Genomic DNA, 19,429 nt, shown 5'->3' with positions numbered 1-19,429 from the left:
TCCACCCGTCGTCGACGCGTGAGGCAAGCCCTTGACTTCCGACCTGCTCGCTCCACTAGACCTGGCTTTCTGGAACATGGAGTCCGACCGGCACCCGATGCACCTCGGCGCGCTCGGCGTCTTCGCCGCGCACTCGCCCACCGCCGGGGCCCACGCCGCCGACCTGCTCGCCGCCCGGGCCGCCGCCGTACCCGGCCTGCGCATGCGCATCCGCGACCTCTGGCAGCCGCTCGCCTTCGGCGGCGCCGCCCGCGAGACCGACCCGGACTTCGACCCGCTGAACCACGTACGGCTGCACGCCCCGACCGACGACTTCCACGCGGCCGCCGGGCGGCTGATGGAGCGCCCGCTGGAACGCGGCCGGCCGCCGTGGGAGGCGCATGTGCTGCCCGGCGAGGACGGGGTGTCCTTCGCCGTGCTCTTCAAGTTCCACCACGCCCTCGCCGACGGGCTGCGCGCGCTGAAGCTAGCCGCCGGCGTCCTCGACCCCGTCGACCTGCCCGAGCGCGCCCCCCGCGCCGTCGAGCCGCCGCGCGGCCTGCTCTCCGATGTACGCCGGCTCCCCGCGCGGGTGCCCGAGCTGGTCCGGGGTGCGCTGTCCGACGTGGGCCGGGCCCTGGACATCGGCGCCTCGCTCGCCCTGTCCACCCTCGGCATGCGGCCGTCCGCCGCGCTGACCTCCGCGCCCAGCGGCACCCGCCGCACCGCCGGGGTCGTCCTCGACATCGACGACGTGCACCGGGTGCGCAAGAGCGCCGGCGGCACCGTGAACGACGTCCTCATCGCCGTCGTCGCCGGCGCGCTGCGCCGCTGGCTGGACGAGCGCGGCGACGGCAGCAAGGGTGTGGCGCCCCGCGCCCTGATCCCCGTCTCCCGGCGTCGTCCGCACACCGCCCAGCCGCAGGGCAACCGGCTCTCCGGGTACCTGATACGGCTTCCGGTGAACGAGCCCGACCCGCTCGGCCGTCTGGAAACGGTGCGGACCGCGATGGTCCGCAACAAGGACGCGGGTCCCAACCGGGGTGCCGGCGCGGTCGCGCTGCTCGCCGACCACGTTCCGGCGCTCGGGCACCGGCTGGGCGGGCCGCTGGTCGGTCAGGCGGCCCGGCTGTGGTTCGACATCCTGGTCACCAGCGTGCCGCTGCCCGGGCTCGGGCTCCGGCTCGGCGGCCACGAGCTGACCGAGGTGTATCCACTGGCCCCGCTCGCGCCCGGCCAGGCACTGGCGGTCGCGATCTCGACGTATCGGGGGCGCGTGCACTACGGGCTGGTCGCCGACGCGGAGGCCGTGCCGGACCTGGACCGGTTCGCTCGCGCGGTGTCGGCGGAGGTGCGGACACTCCTGGCCGTCTGCGACGGCTGAGCACCGGGGAGACGTGCCCACCCGCCCACCCGTGCAACTCTCGTCGCCGGGTGCGGGTGGCCCCCGCGGGGCATACGCGCCGCCGGCGGCTGCGGGTGGGTGGTGGGCGCTCGGCGGACGGGATGGAACAGTCGGCGGTGCGGGTGGGCTGTCAGCCCCCACTGCGAGATCAGCGGCCTTTCAGTCCGCACGGCCAGTCCGCCCGTCTGTCAGCCCCCACTGCGAGATCAGCGGCCTTTCAGTCCGCACGGCCAGTCCGCCCGCCTGTCAGCCCCCCACCGCGAGACCACCGGCTCGTCAGCCCGAACCGCCGGCCCACCCGCCTGTGAACGCCCACCGCGAGACCACCAGCCCCCCGACCCGCACCGCCAGGCCACCGAGCCCCGCCCACACGCCGCAGCCTGTCCCACCGGGTCGCCGCCCTCACCCGTGCGCCGCAGCCTCCCACCACGGCCACCGGCCCCGCCAAGCGCCGCAGCCGTGCCAGGAGGATCGCCGCCCTGGCCCGTGCGCCGCAGCCGTCCCATGAGGATCGCCGCCTTCGCCCACACGCCGCGGCCAGCCCCCCGGGTCGCCGCCCTCGCCCGTGCGCCGCAGCCGTCCCGCGAGGACCAGCGCCCCGCCCACGGCCACGGCCGTCGCTTCTCCCGGCGCTGCGAGCCGTTTTTCCACGCCCTGCCGTCCGTGCCGCCCCGCACCCGCCTGTCGCCCAACGCGCGCACTCTCCACGTAGGCTGCCCCGTCCGCCGTCCGCGCCATGCCCGCATCCGCCTGTCGCCCAACGCGCGCACTCTCCACGTAGGCTGCCCCGCCCGTCGTCCGTGATCGGTACGCGCCCGCATGCGGACCAGCGCGCGCACTCTCCACGGGGCCGACCCGTCGTCCCTGATCGATACGTGCGCGCATGCCGCTCAACGCGCGCACTCCCCACGGAGCCGCCCCGCCCGTCGTCCGTGATCGGTACGCGCCCGCATGCCGCCCAGCGCGCGCACTCCCCGCGGCGGTCGGCCCGACCCGTCGGCTGTGATCGGCTCGCGCTCGTCAGGGCAGCGGTTTGGTGACCTGGGCGGTGCTCCGTAAAATTCGCTGTTCGAAGGCGGGCGCGAGTCGGAGCGCTGCGCGGGTGATCAGGGAAGCGGCAGCGCGATGACGGTGACAGAGGACGGCTCGGCGGCGATGGACGTGCCCACGGACGCCGCCATGGACGAGGCGGTCTACGGGCCCGGTATCGACCCGGAGCGGCTTGCCGTCTGCCTGAGCGTGCTGGAGGAACTGGACCGGCTCGACGTCGACCACCCCGACGCGATCGCGGTCCGCCGGGCCACCTCGCACATCTACCGGACGGTGAAGCAGCGCCGCCGCCAGGAGCGCCGGGCCGCCAAGACCGCGCACGACCGCGCCGTCACCGAGGCCACCGCCACCGGCTCCGCCGAGCGCATCGACGACGAGACCGAGGGCATCCTGCCCTCCTCCAAGGTCGAGTCCGGCCGGATCGCGGGCATACTCCAGCGCCCCCGCTCCTGCTACATCTGCAAGCAGCGCTACGTCGAGGTCGACTACTTCTACCACCAGCTGTGCCAGAAGTGCGCCGACGAGAACCGCGCCAAGCGGGACGCCCGCGCCGACCTCACCGGCAAGCGCGCCCTGCTCACCGGCGGCCGGGCCAAGATCGGCATGTACATCGCGCTGCGCCTGCTGCGTGACGGCGCGCACACCACCATCACCACGCGGTTCCCCAAGGACGCCATCCGCCGTTTCAAGGCGATGGAGGACTCGGCGGACTGGATCCACCGCCTGGAGGTCGTCGGCATCGACCTGCGCGACCCGGCCCAGGTCGTCGCGCTGGCCGATCAGATGGCCGAGGCCGGCCCGCTGGACATCCTGATCAACAACGCCACACAGACCGTGCGCCGCCTGCCCTCCGCCTACGCCGCCCTGGTCGACGGCGAGACCGCCCCGCTGCCCGCCGGTGAGCTGCCCGCCCACCACGTCATCGGCGCCTTCAACTCCGGCGCGGTCGACGGCCTGGCCGCGCTGCCCCTCGGCACCAGCGGCCTCGACGCGCAGAAGGTCGCCGACCTCGCCCTCGTGGCGGGCAACGCCAGCGTCGCCCGGCACCTCGACGGCACCGCCATCGACGCGGGCGGCCTGCTCCCCGACGTCGTGGAGTCCAACACCTGGGTGCAGACCATCGAGCAGATCTCCCCGGTGGAGCTGCTGGAGACCCAGCTGTGCAACTACACGGCGCCGTTCATCCTGATCAGCAAGCTCCGCCCGGCCATGGCCGACGCCGCCAGGAAGGCGGCGAGCGGACGGGCGTACATCGTGAACGTCTCGGCCATGGAGGGCGTCTTCAGCCGCGGCTACAAGGGCGCGGGCCACCCGAACACCAACGCCGCCAAGGCCGCCATGAACATGGTGACGCGGACCAGCGCCCCCGAGATGTTCGAGACCGACCGCATCCTGATGACCTCGGTCGACACCGGCTGGATCACCGACGAGCGTCCCCACTACGACAAGCTGCGCCTCGCCGAGGCCGGCTTCCACGCACCGCTCGACCTGGTCGACGGCGCGGCCCGCGTCTACGACCCGGTCGTGCGCGGCGAGGCGGGCGAGGACCTGTACGGCGTCTTCCTCAAGGACTACGCGCCCGGCAAGTGGTAGACACACGGTAGAGCCGCCGCGCGCGTGACGCAGCGCGGGAGCGGGGTACGGCGCGGGCCGGGGTGCGTGCTACGGCGGCTCCGGGGCCCTGGAGCGTGCTACGGCGGCGGCCGGACCTCAGTCGACCGCGGACCTCAGTCGACCGCCGGACCTCAGTCGACCGCGCCGAGCCGCGCGTGGCGGGCCGCCACCAGTTCCAGCACCGTGCGCCAGTCCTCCAGCACGCCCGCGTCGAAGCCGGCCGTACGGCCCTCCTCGCCGGCCTGGCGCAGCCGCAGCACATCGTCGTCGTCGGCCGGGTCCGCGTCCCCGCGGACCAGCCGGAACACCCGCTCCCCGAGCAGGGCGCGCACCGCCTCGGCCGCGCCGCGCGCCCGGGCCGCCTCGTCCCCCGGGCAGAGCACCGGCCCGATGCCCTGGACCAGCCCCGCCACCTGGAGTTCCTTGTCCGCGGGACGGCTGCGGCGCAGCAGCGCCGCGGTCCGCAGCGCGTGCTGGCGCCGGCCGGCGTACAGCAGATCCATCAGCTCCTCGACGCTGCGCAGTTCCACGCGTCAGTCCTTCCGCGAGTCAGCCGTTGCCTCGTCAGCAGAACATGACGAGCTTGCCGCCGGGCCAACGGGACTTGAAGAGGTGTTCGCTCCTGTAGGCCGCATGGGTGATTCACGGTGTCGTCCGAGTGAGCGTCTTGTTTCAAAAGGCCCCATATTGGTGGGTATTGAGGAGCCGCAGGAAGCGTATCGGTTACAGCTTGTTTGCACTCCCTATCGAGCGGATGCCCGCTCATTTGGTTAATCTGGTGCTGACGGACACCAGCACCGGGGTTCCACCCACACCCACCGTCCGTCCTGGGGCGAGCCGCCGGACAACGGCCTGCTCTGACAGAGGAACCGGCGCCACCGCGTCCGAACTGGCCTTCCATCCAGACCCGAGCGGGCGTCGAGCGCCGGAGCGCAGACTGTCCGGTACGCCCCGAGGGTGACCCGACACATAAGGAGTGCGCGGTGACACCGGAGAAGACGAATCGCGAGCAGCGCCCCAAGGAACGCACGGAGCGCGGGGGCCGCCGGCCCGGAGAACTCGGCAGCCTCGACGTGTGGGCCCGGTCCGCCCCGATCCGCCTCGCGGGTTACGAGGACGACCTCGCCGAGCCCCACATCCTGCCGAGCGTGGACTGACCCCCCGGGTCGGTTCCGTCGCGATCGCCGCCCGCGTGGGCGTGACAGCCGCACGCCCACGCGGATCGGAGAAGCCGCGGCCGAGGGACGGCCGCGGGCCTCACCTACCGCGCAGCATCCACCGGGCGTCGGCCCCTGGGCCCCGCGACGCCGGGATGATCCGAACGACAGGGCCTAGCCCTGATCCGCCGCCGGTGCCGTGCGCCGCCACGGGCTCAGCTCCTCCAACTCCCGCGCCAGTTCCAGCAGCATCGCCTCCGTGCCCGGCCGCCCCACGAGCTGTACGGCACAGGGGGCGCCCGAGGGCAGGCTGCCGGCCGGCACGGACATCGCAGGCCAGCCCGTCAGGTTCCACGGCGGGGTGAAGGGCGAGTAGGCGGTGTTGGCCAGCACGTTGCGCAGCCAGCCGCGCTCGTGCCACGGGCCGGCCTCGGGGGAGCGGCGGGCCAGGGCCGGGGTGAGCAGCACGTCGTACTCGGTGAGGAACGGCGTCAGCCGGGCGCGCAGCCGCTCGCGCGCGGCGCCGGTGCGAACCGGCCGGACGAACCGGCGGCCCACGGCCGCGTGCACCCGGGTCCGGCGGGCCAGCCGCGCCCGGTCCAGACTCCCGGCGTCCACCGCCGTACCCGCCGTCCAGTGCCGGAGCGCGGTCACGCCCAGGGAGAGCGGGTACGGCGGCTCGGCCCGCCGCACCTGATGACCGGCCCGCGCCAGCACCCCGGCCGCCTGCCGTACCGCGGCCGTATACGACCGGTTCACGCTCACCCCGGCGAGCGGACTGCGCAGACCGACGGCGATCTTCCGGCGCGCCCCTTCCCGTGGCCGTACGAACTCCGTGTCCGCGAGGACCGCCAGCATCAGCCGCAGATCCTCGACCGTCGTGGCCAGCGGGCCGTTCTCCGACATGCCGAACCAGTCGCCGTCGCCGATCCCCGCCGGCACCACCCCGTGCCCCGGCTTCAGCGTGACCAGACCGCAGTTCGCGGCCGGGATGCGCAGCGAGCCCATCCCGTCGTTGCCCAGCGCGAGCGGCACGAGCCCCGCGGCCACCGCCGCCGCGCTGCCCCCGGAGGAGCCGCCCGCCGTGCGGGAGAGGTCCCACGGATTGCGGGCGATGCCGTACGGGCCCTCCGTGGTGCCGAAGACACACAGCTCGGGCACGTTCGTCAGCCCGACGACCACCGCGCCCGCCGCCCGCAGCCGCGCCACCGTCACATGGTCCTCGGCGGCCGGGACGTCCGAGGTGGCGGCGGAGCCGTTGCGGCACGACTCGCCGCGCACCGCCAGATTGTCCTTCACCGCCAACGGCACGCCCGCGAGCGGTAGTTCGGTCAGATCGGACCGGGACGCCAGCTCGTCGGCCTCGGCGAGCGCCGCCTCCGCCCGGACCTTCCGGAACGCCCCGATCCGGCCGTCGGACCGCTCGATCCGCGCGAGGTGCCCGGCCACCACCTCCCTCGGTGTCACCCGCTTCTCGCGGACGGCGGCGGCGATCTCGGCGGCACTCCGGCCGGCCCAGCTGCTCACGGGCGCTCCTCGTTACTCATCGGTACGGAAGACGGGCAGGGAGAACTGTGCCCGCTCGGGAGGCCGCACGTCGAGAGGCCGTGCACCGTCATTGACTTCCGCGGAAGGCCCCGACAACGATGTCACGGCGACGCCGTCACAGCAGGTACATCCCATCCCTCATGGAGGCCTCCGCTCGTGAACCCCACCAGACGCACGGTCCTGATCGCCGCCGGCACCGCCGCCCTGACCCCCGCGCTGCCCGCGCAGGCGGCCCCGCGAGCCGCCGCCGCGACCCCGCCGTACGCCTCCTACTGGTACCCGGACTCGCTGCCCGCCGGCAGTCCCGGCCCCGGCATCACCTGGCGCAGCCTGAAGAGCTGGCGCGCCGCCGACGACCCCGACCTCGCGTTCAACGCCGCCTCCGTACCCCTCGCCGCCCGCTTCACCCCGACCCCGGCGAACACCACCGCCCGCTCCGGACAGGCCCGCGTCCAGGCCCTCGTCTCCTTCGGGCCCACCTCCGCCAACCCCTCCCAGGGCTCGGCCACCGCCGACTACTACGCCCTGACCCACTGGGCCTACATCGACGAACTCGTGTTCTGGGGCGGCTCGGCCGGCGAAGGCCTGATCCTCGCCCCGAACGCGCCCATCGTGGACGCGGCCCACCGGCACGGCGTCCCCGTCCTCGGAAACATCTTCCTGCCCCCCGTGGCCTACGGCGGACAACTCCAGTGGACCCGGGACCTGGTGCAGAAGGACGCCACCGGCCACTACCCGCTCGCCGCTCAACTCGTCGCCGTCGCGGCGGCGTACGGCTTCGACGGCTGGTTCGTCAACGCCGAGACCAGCGGCGGCAACACCGCGCTCGGCACGGCCATGCTGGGCTTCGTCAAGGAGCTGAAGGCACTCGCGGCGGCCAAGGGGCAACGGGTGACCTGGTACGACGCGATGACCGTGAACGGCACCGTCAGCTGGCAGGGCGCCCTCGACAGCCAGAACCAGGCGTTCTTCCAGGCCGCCGACGACATGTTCGTGGACTTCCGGTGGAGCGCGGCCACCCTCGCCGCCTCCGGCACGAAGGCGGACCAACTGGGGCGCAGCCGCTACGAGTTGTGGGCGGGCGTCGACGTCGAGTCCAACGGGTCCGGTACGTCCGTGAACTGGGACGCGATCGTGCCGACCGGCAAGCCGCACGTCACCTCGATCGGCCTCTACCGGCCCGAGTGGACCCGCAACCACCTGCCCGCCGACCAGCGCGCCCCCGAGAACTTCCACGCGGCCGACGACAGGTTCTGGACCGGGCGGTCGCTGGACCCGTCACGGCCGGACACGAGCGATCCATGGCGGGCGCCGGCGGTGTCCGTGGCGGACCGGTCGACGGTGACCTCGGTGCCGTTCGCGAGCGTGTTCAACACCGGGCACGGACTGCGGTGGTACGAGGAGGGGGCCGTCACCTCGGAGGCACCCTGGAACCACCTCGGGCTCCAGGACCGGCTGCCGTCGCGGCGGTGGGCGGTCCGCACGGCGGGGGAGCGGCCTGCGGTCTCCTTCGACTTCGCCGACGCCTGGCGGGGCGGGAGCAGTGTGCTGGTCGCGGGTGAACTGGATCAACCAGCGGTCGTGGATCTGTACGCGACCAGGCTGCCGATCGGTGTGAACACGGTTGTCGAGCTGACGTCCCGGAGCGAGTCTGGGGAGGTGAACGTCGAGCTGGCGGTGGCGACAGCCGAACCGAGCGCGCCGGGGGCGACACCGCCGTACACATATCTGGCTGTGAACCCGGTCAACAACGGAGCGCGGGTGCGGTCGGTCAACGGCTGGCAGACCGTGACCGTGCCGCTCACAGGTGTTTCCGGCACCGTCCACGCCCTCGGCATCCGGCTCACCGCGACCGAGGGCCCGGTCCGCTGGCGGCTGGGCGGCCTGGCCGTACGGGACACCGTCACCGCCCCCGCCGCCCCCTCCGGCGCCCGCGTCACCGCGGCGAACGGCGGCGACCTCCGCCTCGCCTGGACCGCCGCCCCCGGCGCCGTCCGCCACTACACCGTCCACCGCCTCCTCCCCGACGGCACCCGCCGCTTCCTCGGCGCCACCGGCCAGCGCGCCTACTTCCTCGCCGGCCAGCGGCCCGAACAGGGGGAGACGGCCGCACGATTCGAACTGCGCGCGGTGGGGGAGCTGTACAACGCCTCGACCCCCGTGACCGTGACCCATCCCTGGTAGTCACCCGGGACCGCAGGGAGCGCCCGAGCGGGAAGGGGCGCAGGCGGACGGTGATCCGGTCGCCGCGTCCGCGAGGGGCTCGGCGGCCAGGCCCTCCTCGACCGGGGCCGGCTCGCCCGGCGCATGCCGCACCGCGACCTCCAGCGGCACCGACCCGGGTACACGGCGGGGCGGACATGTTCGTCCACGACACGCTTCAGGCGGGCTGATGACACTGCGGCTCCGGAGGGCCTGAACGGAGTGGGGGTGCGGGCTAGCCGCCGAGTTGGGCCCGCAGCCACTCCTCCACCTCGCCCACGTGGGCCGCTGCCGCCGCCCGGGCCGCCTCCGGGTCGTGGGCGGCGAGGGCGCGGTGGATGGCGGCGTGTTCGCGGCGGGTGCGGGCGAAGGCGCCCTCCTCCTGGTAGCCGCGCCAGACGCGGGCCCGGAAGGTGCGCGAGGACAGACCGTCCAGGATGGCGGCCATGGTCTCGTTGCCGGCGGCGGACGCGATCTCCCGGTGGAAGGCGAGGTCGTGGGCGAGGATCTCCTCGGGGTCGTCGGTGGCGTTCATGGCCGCCAAGTGCTTCTCCACGGCGGTCAGTTGGTCGTCGGTGATGCGTGCGGCGGCCAGCGCGGTCGCCGTCGACTCCAGGATGCGGCGCACCTCCAGCAGTTCCACCAGACGCGGGCCCCGGGACAGGTCGGCGACCACGCCGAAGCTCTCCAGCAGGTCGCCGGCCTCCAGCGCGGTGACGTAGATCCCGGAGCCGTGCCGGGCCTCGAGGACGCCCATGACCGTCAGCGCGCGGATCGCCTCCCGCATCGAGCTGCGCGAGATGCCCAGCTGAGCCGCGAGTTCCCGCTCGGTGGGCAGCCGCTCGCCCGGCTCCAGCCGGCCCCCGGCGATCAGCGCCTTGATCTCCTCGATGGCGCGCTGGGTCACCGTGCCCTTCTGCGGGGCTGCCTCGTCCACGCCACTCCTCCAGTCACCGGGTGCGTCGCAGTCTAGCCAGCCGAGTGGTCCGACCACTATGCGTCCGCAGCCGGAATTTTCGCTGCACGAGGGTGTTCTGCCCCCGGAGTGGTCTGATAAGTATGCGGTCGTCTGCTCGAACCCCCTCCCCGAGGAGCCGCGAGATGCCCGCCAGCACAGTGAGCGAACGCAGCAGGTCCCGGATCATCGGCGTGGCGGCCCTGGCCGTCGGCGCCTCGCTCGTGCTCGCCGCCTGCGGCAGCACCAAGGACACCGCGAGCACGGGAAGCGGCGGCACCGGCAAGGTCGGCGTGATCCTGCCGCTGCTGACCTCCCCGTTCTGGCAGTCGTACAACGACTACGTGCCCAAGATGGCCAAGTCCGAGGGCGTCGAGGTGCTGAAGACGGTCAACTCCAACAGCGACCCCTCGCAGCAGATCACCGACATCGACAACGAACTCAACCAGGGCGTCAAGGGGTTGGTCGTCGCCCCGCTGGACAGCGCCGCCATCCAGGCCGGACTCGACCAGGCCGAACGCAAGGGCGTGCCGGTCGTCGCCGTGGACGTCGCGCCCGACAAGGGCAAGGTCGCCATGGTGGTGCGCGCCGACAACGTCGCCTACGGCAAGAAGGCCTGCGACTACCTCGGGCAGCACGTGAGCAGCGGCAAGGTCGTACAGATCATGGGCGACCTGGCCTCGGTCAACGGCCGCGACCGCTCCGAGGCGTTCCGGTCCTGCGTGAAGGAGAAGTACCCGAAGCTCAAGGTGCTGGAGATCCCCGCCAAGTGGGAGTCCGACACCGCCGCCGCCAAGCTCGACACCCTCCTCAACGCCAACCCCGACATCAAGGGCATCTACCTCCAGGCGGGCGGTGTCTATCTCGCCCCGACCCTTCAGACCCTGAAGTCGAAGAACATGCTCAGGACGGCCGGGCAGAAGGGGCACATCGCGATCGTGTCCAACGACGGCATCCCGCAGGAGTACGAGGCCATCCGCAAGGGCCAGATCGACGCCACCGTCTCACAGCCTGCCGACGCCTACGCCAAGTACGGCCTGTACTACATCAAGGCGGCGATGGAGGGGAAGAAGTTCAAGCCCGGCCCGACCGACCACGACTCCACGATCGTCAAGCTGCCCAGCGGCATCCTGGAGGACCAGCTGCCCGCCCCGCTGGTCACCAAGGACAACGTCGACGACCCCGAGCTGTGGGGCAACACGGTCCGATGAGTCACGGTCCGATGAGCACCCCACCGGTCGGCACGACGTCACTGGCCGAAGCCACGCCCCTGGTCGAAGCCACGGACATCGTCAAGCGGTACGGTCCCACGGTCGCCCTCGCCGACGGCCGGCTGACCGTACTGCCCGGCGAGTCCCACGCCCTCGTCGGCCGCAACGGCGCCGGCAAGTCCACCCTGGTGAACATCCTCACCGGCCTCCAGGCACCGGACGCGGGCACCGTCCGCTTCGACGGCGAGCCCGCGCCCCCGCTCGCCGACCGGGACGCCTGGCGCCGCAAGGTCGCCTGTGTGTACCAGAAGCCCACGGTCGTACCGGAGCTGACGGTCGCGGAGAACCTGTTCCTCAACCGGCAGCCGCAGGCACGGGGGTTGATCAGCTGGCGCCGGCTGCGCACCGAGGCCGCCGGCCTCCTCGCCACCTGGGACGTCCACGTCGACCCGGAGACCCGTACCGCCGACCTCAAGGTCGAGGACCGCCAGATGGTGGAGATCGCCCGCGCGCTGAGCTTCGGCGCCCGGTTCATCGTGCTGGACGAACCCACCGCCCAGCTCGACAACCGGGAGATCGAGCGGCTGTTCAGCCGGATGCGCGCGCTCCAGGACTCCGGAGTGACCTTTCTGTTCATCTCCCACCATCTGCAAGAGGTGTACGAGGTCTGCCAGACCGTCACCGTGTTGCGGGACGCCCGCTGGATCACGACGGCTCCCGTCGCCGAGCTGCCCAGGGCGGCGCTGGTGGAGGCCATGGCGGGGGAGTCGATCGCCGAGCACGCGCAGTCCCGCGCCACGGTGACCGACGCCGCCCCGGTCGTGCTCGACGTCCGCGGCCTCACCTCCACCGCGTACGACGGCATCGACCTCACCGTCCGCCGCGGTGAGGTCGTCGGACTCGCCGGGATCAGCGGCAGCGGCAAGATCGAGCTGGCCGAGACCCTCGCCGGACTGCACACCCCGGCCGGCGGATCGGCCCTGCTGGAAGGCGAGCGGCTGCCGTTCGGCGACGTGCGGGCGGCGCTGGACGCGGGCGTCGGCTGTGTGCCCCGCGACCGGCACGAGCAGGGCCTGGTCCCCGGCATGACCGTCGGCGACAACACCACCCTCAGCGTCCTGGACCGGCTCGGCCGCTTCGGCTTCGTCGGCACCGACCGCAGACGCGGCTTCGCCACCGAGCTGATCGAGCGCCTCGACATCCGCACCGAGGGCCCCGGACAGCCCGTCTCCGACCTGTCCGGCGGCAACGCGCAGAAGGTCGTCATGGCCCGCGCGCTGGCCTCCGACCCCCGCCTGCTCATCCTGATCAACCCCACGGCGGGTGTCGACGTGAAGTCCAAGGAGTCCCTGCTGGCCCGCATGGACAGCGCCCGCGAGGACGGCACGGCCGTGCTCGTCGTCTCCGACGAACTCGACGATCTGCGCCGCTGCGATCGCGTCCTCGTCCTCTTCCACGGCCGCATCGTCGCCGAGCACCCGGCCGGCTGGCGCGACCACGAGCTGATCGCCTCCATCGAAGGAGTGGACCATGGCTGACACCAAGGCCCCGCCGCTCACCTCGCCCCGCCTTCCCGACCAGCGGGCGGCCCGGGCGGTGCTGCTCCGCCGCGCCCGTGAACTCGCCCTCGTACCAGCCCTGTTGCTGCTCATGGTGCTGGGCGCCGTGGTCAACGACTCGTTCCTCACCGAGCGGAACCTGATCTCGATCCTGGGCGCCTCGGCCGCCCTCGCCATGGTGGTGCTCGCCGAGTCGCTGGTGCTCATCACCGGCAAGTTCGACCTGTCGCTGGAGTCGGTCGTCGGCATCGCGCCCGCCGTCGGGGCGCTCCTCGTCCTGCCCTCGGCGCAGGCCGGCTGGGGCACCGAGTTCCCGGCCCCGGTCGCCCTGCTCGCGATCCTCGTCGCCGGCGCGGCCGTCGGTGCCTTCAACGGCGTTCTGGTCGTGAAGTTCAAGCTCAACGCGTTCATCGTGACCCTGGCGATGCTCATCGTGCTGCGCGGGCTGCTGGTCGGTGCCACCAAGGGCAAGACCCTGTTCGGCATGCCCGACAGCTTCTCCTCGCTGGCCACCACCACCTTCCTGAACATCCCGATGTCCGTGTGGCTCGCCGCGGTCGCCTTCGCCGTCACCGGGGGCGTGCTCAAGTACCACCGCGTCGGCCGCGCCCTGTACGCCATCGGCGGCAACGCGGAGGCCGCCCGCGCCGCGGGCATCCGCGTGGAGCGCGTGATGCTCGGGGTGTTCGTCGTCGCCGGTGTCCTCGCCTCCGTCGGCGGCATCATGCAGACGGGCTACGTCGGCGCGATCAGCGCCAACCAGGGCCAGAACATGATCTTCACCGTGTTCGCGGCGGCGGTGATCGGCGGCATCAGTCTGGACGGCGGCAAGGGCACCATGTTCGGTGCCCTGACCGGCGTCCTCCTCCTGGGCGTCGTGCAGAACCTGCTCACCCTCGCCCAGGTGCCGTCGTTCTGGATCCAGGCCATCTACGGCGGCATCATCCTCGTCGCCCTGATGATCGCCCGTGTGACGACGGGCCGCGCCCAGGACTGATGAACCGTCACCTTCCTTCAGCAGAAAGGGCATCCGTGTCCGACGCCCCCGCCCGTGTCATCGCGGTCGACACCCACGACATCCGCTTTCCCACCTCGCGCGAGCTGGACGGCTCCGACGCGATGAACCCGGACCCCGACTACTCGGCGGCCTACGTCGTCCTGCGCACCGACGCCGCCGACGGGCTGGAGGGACACGGATTCACCTTCACCATCGGGCGGGGCAACGACGTCCAGGTCGCCGCGATCGACGCGCTGCGGGGCCATGTGCTGGGCCGCGACGTCGAGGAACTGTGTGCCGACCCCGGCTCGCTCTTCCGGGACCTGATCGCCGACAGCCAACTGCGCTGGCTCGGCCCCGAGAAGGGCGTGATGCACATGGCGATCGGGGCCGTCGTCAACGCCGCCTGGGACCTCGCCGCCCGGCGGGCCGGCAAGCCGCTGTGGCAGCTGCTCGCCGACGCCGAACCCGAGTGGCTGGTCCGGCAGATCGACTTCCGGTACATCACCGACGCCCTCACCCCCGAGGAGGCCCTCGACCTGCTCAGGCGCGGCAGAGCGGGCGCCGAGGAGCGCCGGGCCCGGCTCCTGGAACGCGGCTTCCCCGCCTACACCACCTCCCCGGGCTGGCTCGGCTACGACGACGACAAGCTCGGCCGGCTCGCGGCCCAGGCCGTCGCCGACGGCTTCCGGCAGATCAAGCTGAAGGTCGGCGCCGACCTCGACGACGACATCCGCCGCTGCCGGGTGGCCCGCGCCGTCGTCGGACCGGAGATCCGCCTGGCGATCGACGCCAACCAGCGCTGGAACGTGGACGAGGCGATCCGCTGGACCAACGCCCTGGCCGAGTTCGGCCCGTACTGGATCGAGGAGCCCACCAGCCCCGACGACGTCCTCGGCCACGCCGCGATCCGCCGCGCGGTCGGCCCCGTGAAGGTCGCCACCGGCGAACACGTACAGAACCGGATCGTGTTCAAGCAGATGCTCCAGGCCGGCGCCCTCGACATCGTGCAGATCGACGCGGCCCGCGTCGGCGGGGTCAACGAGAACCTGGCCATCCTGCTGCTCGCGGCCAAGTTCGGCGTCCCCGTCTGCCCGCACGCGGGCGGGGTCGGCCTGTGCGAACTCGTCCAGCACCTGTCGATGTTCGACTACCTGGCGGTCTCCGGCAGCACCGAGGACCGGGTCATCGAGTACGTCGACCATCTCCACGAGCACTTCGTCACCCCGGTCGTCATCCGCGACGGCCACTACACGGCACCCACCGCGCCCGGCTTCTCCGCCGCCCTGCGCCCGGAGTCCCTCGCGCGGTACACGTTCCCCGGCGGCACCTACTGGGCCGCCGACCCCGACACCCAGAAGGGACAGGCCGCATGAGCGACTTCGCGGGACTGAGGGCCCTGGTGACCGGCGGTGCGTCCGGCATCGGCCGGGCCACCGCCGACCTCCTCGCCGCTCGGGGCGCCCAGGTCGCCGTCCTCGACCTGGACCCGTCCACGGTGGAGAAGCCGCTCCTCGGGCTGCGCGCCGACGTCACCGACGACACCTCGGTGCGTACGGCCGTACAGGACGCGGCCGAGGCGCTGGGCGGGATCGACATCCTCGTGAACAACGCGGGCGTCGGCGCCCAGGGCACCGTCGAGGACAACGACGACGCCGAGTGGCGGCACGTCTTCGACGTCAACGTCCTCGGCATGGTCCGCACCGCCCGCGCCTGCCTGCCGTACCTGCGCCGCGCCGCCACCGCCCGTCCGGGCACCGCGGCGATCGTCAACACCTGCTCCATCGCGGCCACCGCGGGCCTGCCCCAGCGCGCCCTCTACAGCGCCACCAAGGGCGCCGTGTACTCCCTGACCCTCGCCATGGCCGCCGACCACGTCCGCGAGGGCATCCGCGTCAACTGCGTCAACCCCGGTACGGCGGACACCCCCTGGATCGGCCGGCTGCTGGACGCGGCCGACGACCCGGCCGCCGAACGCGCCGCCCTGGAGGCCCGCCAGCCCACCGGAAGGCTGGTCTCCGCCGCCGAAGTCGCGGGCGCCATCGCCTACTTGGCCAGCCCGCTCTCCGGCGCCACCACCGGCACCGCCCTCGCCGTCGACGGCGGCATGCAGGGCCTGCGGCTGCGGCCGGCGGCGGACCGGTGACCCCCCTGGGCCGCGGCGGCGTCGAGGTCACCTCCCTGGGCCTCGGCGTCGCCGCCCTCGGCAACCTCTACACCCCGGTCAGCGACGAGCAGGCGCACGCGGCCGTACGGGCGGCCTGGGAGCGTGGCATCCGCTACTTCGACACCGCACCCCACTACGGCCTCGGCCTGTCGGAACGCCGCCTCGGCGCGGCCCTGCGGGAGTACGACCGCGGCGACTACACGGTCTCCACCAAGGTCGGCCGCCGCCTGGAGCCGGCCGACGGCACCGGCGACGACCTGGCCCACGGCTTCGCCGTACCCGCCACCCGGCGCCGCGTCTGGGACTTCACCGCCGACGGCATCCGCCGCACCCTGGAGGCGAGCCTGGAACGTCTCGGCCTCGACCGGGTCGACGTCGTCTACCTCCACGACCCCGACGACCACGCCGAAGAGGCCTTCCGCGAGGGCTACCCGGCTTTGGAGAAGCTCCGCTCGGAGGGCGTGGTGGGCGCCATCGGCGCGGGCATGAACCAGGCGGAGATGCTGGCCCGGTTCGTCCGTGACACGGACGTCGACGTGGTGCTCTGCGCGGGCCGGTACACCCTCCTCGACCAGAGCGCGGCCGTCGAGCTGCTGCCCGAGGCGGTACGGCGGGGCGTGTCGGTGGTCATCGGCGGCGCCTTCAACTCCGGCCTGCTGGCCGATCCGACACGCCACCCGACGTACAACTACGCCCAGGCACCTGCGGAGTTGCTGGACCGGGCGCTGCGTATCAAGGAGGTCGCCGAGCGCCACGGCACCACCCTGCGGGCCGCCGCCCTGGCCTTCTGCTCCGCCCACCCGGCCGTGGCGAGCGTCCTGGCCGGCGCCCGCTCGGCGGCCGAAGTCCACGACTGCGCCGACCAGTTCGCCGCGCCGGTGCCGGACGCCTTCTGGCGGGAACTGCGCGCGACCGGTCTGCTGCCCCCGGAGGAACCGTCATGAGAGTCGCCCTGCACACCAAGGTCCGCGCGGACCGGATCGAGGAGTACGAGGCCGCCCACCGCGCGGTCCCGAAGGACCTCACCGACGCCGTCCGCGCCGCCGGAGCCACCTCCTGGACCATCTGGCGCAGCGGCACGGACCTGTTCCACGTCCTGGAGTGCGCGGACTACGCCCGCCTCCTCGCCGAGCTGGAACGGCTCCCGGTCAACATGGCCTGGCAGACCCGGATGGCGGACCTGCTCGACGTGACGCACGACTACTCCGACGAGGGTGCGGCCGCGACCCTGCCGATCGTGTGGGAGCTGCCATGAGCGTGGACGCCCACCACCACGTCTGGGACCTCACCGTCCGCGACCAGGACTGGATCCAGGGCCCCGAACTCCAGCCGCTGCGCCGGAACTTCGCCCTCGCCGACCTGGAACCCGAGGCCCGGGCCGTCGGAGTCGACCGTACCGTCCTCGTTCAGACGATCACCGTGCCCGAGGAGACCCCCGAGTTCCTCGCCCTCGCCGCCGGACACGACCTGATCGCCGGAGTCGTCGGCTGGACCGACCTCACCCGCCCCGACATCGCCGACGAACTCGCCCGGCTGCGCGCGCTCCCCGGAGGCTCCTTCCTGAAGGGCATCCGGCACCAGGTGCAGAGCGAACCCGACCCCGAGTGGCTGCTGCGGCCCGACGTCCTGCGCGGCCTGACCGCCGTGGCCGACGCCGGCCTGGTCTACGACCTCGTGGTCCAGCCCCACCAGCTCCCGGCCTGCGCGGCGGCGGCCCGGGCCCTGCCACAGCTCACCTTCGTCCTCGACCACCTGGGCAAGCCGCCCATCGCCTCCGGGGACCGCGCGTCCTGGACCGCCGGCCTGCGGGCCCTCGCCGCGCTGCCCAACACCGTCGCCAAACTCTCCGGCCTGGTCACCGAGGCCGGCCCGGACACCCGGAACCCCGCCGGCCTGCGCCCGTACGTCGACACCGCCCTGGACGCCTTCGGCCCCGACCGGCTGATGACCGGCTCGGACTGGCCGGTGTGCACCCTGGCCATGACGTACACCGACGTCCACGCGCTCACCCGGGAGGTGACGGCAGGGCTCGGCGAGGCGGAGCGCACGGCGCTGTTCGAAACCACCGCGACCCGTGTCTACGACCTCTGAACCACGCCCGCGAGCCGCGTCGGCGGCAGATACTCCCGCACGAACGTCCGCTCCCAGCACGCCCCCGTCTCCCGCAGCTCCCGCCAGGTCGTGAACCGGTACCGGAACAGCCGGGCCCGCACATACCTCGGCGGGGTGTCCGGCGGGAACGGGCAGCGGCGCAGCAGCCGCAGCGTGTCCCGGTCGTTCTCCAGCAGGCGCTCCACCAGGCCGCCGAACCACTCCCCGGCATAGGCCGGCGACAGCGCCGCGAACCACATCAGCCAGTCCAGGCGCAGATGGTAGGGGGCGAACTGGCGCGGCCAGCGCCGGGGATCGCCGGGCTTGCCCTTGAAGGCGTACTCCCGCCAGTCCGAGTCCGCGTGCGGCGTGTCGTCCAGCGTGCCCTCCACCACCACCTCGTAGCGGACCCGGCTGACGCTGCCGAACGCGCCGTAGGTGTTCACCAGGTGCAGCGGGTCGAACGAGCGGTTCATCACCTGGCGGCGGGAGATCATGTTCACCACCGGGCGGTAGCTCAGGAAGAGCAGCAGCGCGGCGACCGCGAGCACCAGCACCTCGTACCACAGCGGCGCCGACGGCACCGACGGCGCGGTCGTCGGCAACTGGAGCGCGGGCAGGGCCAGCACGATGGTGATCCAGTTCAGCCAGGAGAAGTTGCCGGAGAGCACCAGCCACAGCTGGGTGACGATCGTCAGCGCGGCGGCGGCCGACGCGATCGGCTGCGGGGTGAACAGCAGAACCGGCACGACCAGCTGGGTGACGTGGTTGGCGGCCACCTCCGCCCGGTGCAGCGGTTTCGGCAGATGGTGGAAGAACCAGCTCAGCGGGCCCGGCATCGGCTGGGTCTCGTGGTGGTAGTCCAGGCAGGTCAGCTGCCGCCAGCAGGCGTCGCCCCGCATCTTGATCAGCCCGGCGCCGAACTCCACCCGGAACAGGACCCAGCGCAGCAGGAACAGCACGACGACCGGCGGCGCCACCTCGCCGTTGCCGAGGAACACGGCCAGGAAACCCGTCTCCAGCAGCAGCGACTCCCAGCCGAACGCGTACCACGTCTGGCCCACGTTGACGATCGACAGATACAGCGCCCACGGCACCAGCCACAGCAGGATCCCGGCCCACAGCGGCAGCACCGAGTCCGCCCCGGCCAGCAGGGCCGCGGAGACCCCGCAGCCCGTCCAGGCGCAGGCCGCGAAGAAGCGGTCGGAGTAGTGCAGATGGAACAGGCTCGGGGCGTACCGGAACCGCGCCCGGGCGAGGAAGCGGGGGATCGGCAGCATCCCGCGCTCGCCCAGCAGGGCCCGGAACTGGAGGGCCGCCGTCAGGAACGCGACCAGGTACACGGCGGCCAGAGCCCGCTGGAAGACCAGCCGGCTCAGCCAGTAGTCGGGTGCGGTGAACCAGTCCACGGCTGTGCGCGCCCTCCTGTGCGGCGACACCGGCGCCGCTGTCGTCACGGCGTTCCCCGAGTTGCCAGCCAAACCTGAGCAATGC

General features: G+C 72.8%; 16 protein-coding genes. 12 read left to right on the top strand and 4 right to left on the bottom strand.

All coding sequences use genetic code 11. The features are described 5' to 3' along the window. The first annotated feature begins 31 nt into the window (after positions 1–31). Positions 32–1,363 (top strand): wax ester/triacylglycerol synthase family O-acyltransferase, encoded by a 1,332-nt coding sequence (locus ACZ4WH_RS16760; RefSeq protein WP_468180977.1) that lies wholly within the window; start codon positions 32–34, stop codon positions 1,361–1,363. A 1,146-nt stretch (positions 1,364–2,509) separates the two neighbouring features. Further along, positions 2,510–4,027, top strand: coding sequence for an SDR family NAD(P)-dependent oxidoreductase (locus ACZ4WH_RS16755; RefSeq protein WP_468180975.1), 1,518 nt, complete (start codon positions 2,510–2,512; stop codon positions 4,025–4,027). 152 nt (positions 4,028–4,179) lie between these two features. Here ACZ4WH_RS16755 and ACZ4WH_RS16750 read toward each other — a convergent pair whose 3' ends face one another. Beyond that, entirely contained in the window at positions 4,180–4,578 is a 399-nt protein-coding gene (locus ACZ4WH_RS16750; RefSeq protein ID WP_468180973.1) for a hypothetical protein, read from the bottom strand. Between the two features lie 453 nt (positions 4,579–5,031). Here ACZ4WH_RS16750 and ACZ4WH_RS16745 point away from each other — a divergent pair, with 453 nt between their 5' ends. Next, positions 5,032–5,205 carry a hypothetical protein gene (locus ACZ4WH_RS16745; RefSeq protein WP_133918774.1) on the top strand — a complete coding sequence of 58 codons (174 nt, stop codon included), beginning with the start codon at positions 5,032–5,034 and terminating at the stop codon, positions 5,203–5,205. A 174-nt stretch (positions 5,206–5,379) separates the two neighbouring features. Here ACZ4WH_RS16745 and ACZ4WH_RS16740 read toward each other — a convergent pair whose 3' ends face one another. Then, positions 5,380–6,732: an amidase gene (locus ACZ4WH_RS16740; protein WP_468180971.1), complete on the bottom strand. Its 1,353-nt coding sequence runs from the start codon at positions 6,730–6,732 to the stop codon at positions 5,380–5,382. A 177-nt stretch (positions 6,733–6,909) separates the two neighbouring features. On the opposite strand from ACZ4WH_RS16740, the gene ACZ4WH_RS16735 reads away from it, so the two are divergent. Next, positions 6,910–8,937 carry an endo-beta-N-acetylglucosaminidase gene (locus tag ACZ4WH_RS16735; protein ID WP_468180969.1) on the top strand — a complete coding sequence of 676 codons (2,028 nt, stop codon included), beginning with the start codon at positions 6,910–6,912 and terminating at the stop codon, positions 8,935–8,937. Positions 8,938–9,190: 253 nt separating this feature from the next. Here the strand turns inward: ACZ4WH_RS16735 and ACZ4WH_RS16730 are convergent, their stop codons facing one another. After that, complete coding sequence (locus ACZ4WH_RS16730; RefSeq protein ID WP_468180967.1) at positions 9,191–9,892, bottom strand: FadR/GntR family transcriptional regulator; 702 nt, start codon at positions 9,890–9,892, stop codon at positions 9,191–9,193. A 164-nt stretch (positions 9,893–10,056) separates the two neighbouring features. Between ACZ4WH_RS16730 and ACZ4WH_RS16725 the strand changes: the two genes are divergently transcribed. The 8 genes from ACZ4WH_RS16725 to ACZ4WH_RS16690 are packed head-to-tail and all read left to right on the top strand — an operon-like array spanning position 10,057 to position 17,935. Then, complete coding sequence (locus ACZ4WH_RS16725; RefSeq protein WP_468180965.1) at positions 10,057–11,121, top strand: sugar ABC transporter substrate-binding protein; 1,065 nt, start codon at positions 10,057–10,059, stop codon at positions 11,119–11,121. 11 nt (positions 11,122–11,132) lie between these two features. Next, positions 11,133–12,659, top strand: a complete 1,527-nt coding sequence (locus ACZ4WH_RS16720) for a sugar ABC transporter ATP-binding protein (protein ID WP_468180963.1) — start codon at positions 11,133–11,135, stop codon at positions 12,657–12,659. Next, positions 12,652–13,677, top strand: coding sequence for an ABC transporter permease (locus tag ACZ4WH_RS16715; protein WP_468180961.1), 1,026 nt, complete (start codon positions 12,652–12,654; stop codon positions 13,675–13,677). Before ACZ4WH_RS16720 ends, ACZ4WH_RS16715 begins: the two co-directional genes overlap by 8 nt. Further along, positions 13,677–15,053, top strand: coding sequence for an L-fuconate dehydratase (locus ACZ4WH_RS16710; RefSeq protein ID WP_468180959.1), 1,377 nt, complete (start codon positions 13,677–13,679; stop codon positions 15,051–15,053). The genes ACZ4WH_RS16715 and ACZ4WH_RS16710 overlap by 1 nt, the downstream gene beginning before the upstream one ends. Further along, on the top strand, positions 15,050–15,823 hold the full coding sequence (locus ACZ4WH_RS16705) for an SDR family NAD(P)-dependent oxidoreductase (protein ID WP_468180957.1): 774 nt from the start codon (positions 15,050–15,052) through the stop codon (positions 15,821–15,823). The genes ACZ4WH_RS16710 and ACZ4WH_RS16705 overlap by 4 nt, the downstream gene beginning before the upstream one ends. Then, positions 15,820–16,788, top strand: coding sequence for an aldo/keto reductase (locus ACZ4WH_RS16700; protein ID WP_468180955.1), 969 nt, complete (start codon positions 15,820–15,822; stop codon positions 16,786–16,788). The genes ACZ4WH_RS16705 and ACZ4WH_RS16700 overlap by 4 nt, the downstream gene beginning before the upstream one ends. Further along, the gene (locus ACZ4WH_RS16695) at positions 16,785–17,099 is read left to right on the top strand and encodes an L-rhamnose mutarotase (RefSeq protein WP_468180953.1); all 315 of its coding nucleotides are present in this window, start codon (positions 16,785–16,787) and stop codon (positions 17,097–17,099) included. The genes ACZ4WH_RS16700 and ACZ4WH_RS16695 overlap by 4 nt, the downstream gene beginning before the upstream one ends. Then, positions 17,096–17,935 (top strand): amidohydrolase family protein, encoded by an 840-nt coding sequence (locus ACZ4WH_RS16690; protein ID WP_468180951.1) that lies wholly within the window; start codon positions 17,096–17,098, stop codon positions 17,933–17,935. Before ACZ4WH_RS16695 ends, ACZ4WH_RS16690 begins: the two co-directional genes overlap by 4 nt. Here ACZ4WH_RS16690 and ACZ4WH_RS16685 read toward each other — a convergent pair. Further along, positions 17,923–19,344, bottom strand: coding sequence for a lipase maturation factor family protein (locus tag ACZ4WH_RS16685; RefSeq protein WP_468180949.1), 1,422 nt, complete (start codon positions 19,342–19,344; stop codon positions 17,923–17,925). The two genes, ACZ4WH_RS16690 and ACZ4WH_RS16685, sit on opposite strands and share 13 nt — an antisense overlap. Between the last annotated feature and the right edge of the window lie 85 nt (positions 19,345–19,429).

Source organism: Streptomyces sp. NPDC029138 (assembly GCF_055564375.1).
This window is presented reverse-complemented; position numbering and strand designations above follow the sequence as displayed.

What these genes read in the sequence shown, in the direction of transcription:
- ACZ4WH_RS16690 (WP_468180951.1), top strand. Translation starts at nt 17,096, where the DNA reads ATGAGCGTGGACGCCCACCACCACGTCTGGGACCTCACCGTCCGCGAC.
- ACZ4WH_RS16755 (WP_468180975.1), top strand. Translation starts at nt 2,510, where the DNA reads ATGACGGTGACAGAGGACGGCTCGGCGGCGATGGACGTGCCCACGGAC.
- ACZ4WH_RS16715 (WP_468180961.1), top strand. Translation starts at nt 12,652, where the DNA reads ATGGCTGACACCAAGGCCCCGCCGCTCACCTCGCCCCGCCTTCCCGAC.
- ACZ4WH_RS16695 (WP_468180953.1), top strand. Translation starts at nt 16,785, where the DNA reads ATGAGAGTCGCCCTGCACACCAAGGTCCGCGCGGACCGGATCGAGGAG.
- ACZ4WH_RS16725 (WP_468180965.1), top strand. Translation starts at nt 10,057, where the DNA reads ATGCCCGCCAGCACAGTGAGCGAACGCAGCAGGTCCCGGATCATCGGC.
- ACZ4WH_RS16710 (WP_468180959.1), top strand. Translation starts at nt 13,677, where the DNA reads ATGAACCGTCACCTTCCTTCAGCAGAAAGGGCATCCGTGTCCGACGCC.
- ACZ4WH_RS16705 (WP_468180957.1), top strand. Translation starts at nt 15,050, where the DNA reads ATGAGCGACTTCGCGGGACTGAGGGCCCTGGTGACCGGCGGTGCGTCC.
- ACZ4WH_RS16720 (WP_468180963.1), top strand. Translation starts at nt 11,133, where the DNA reads ATGAGCACCCCACCGGTCGGCACGACGTCACTGGCCGAAGCCACGCCC.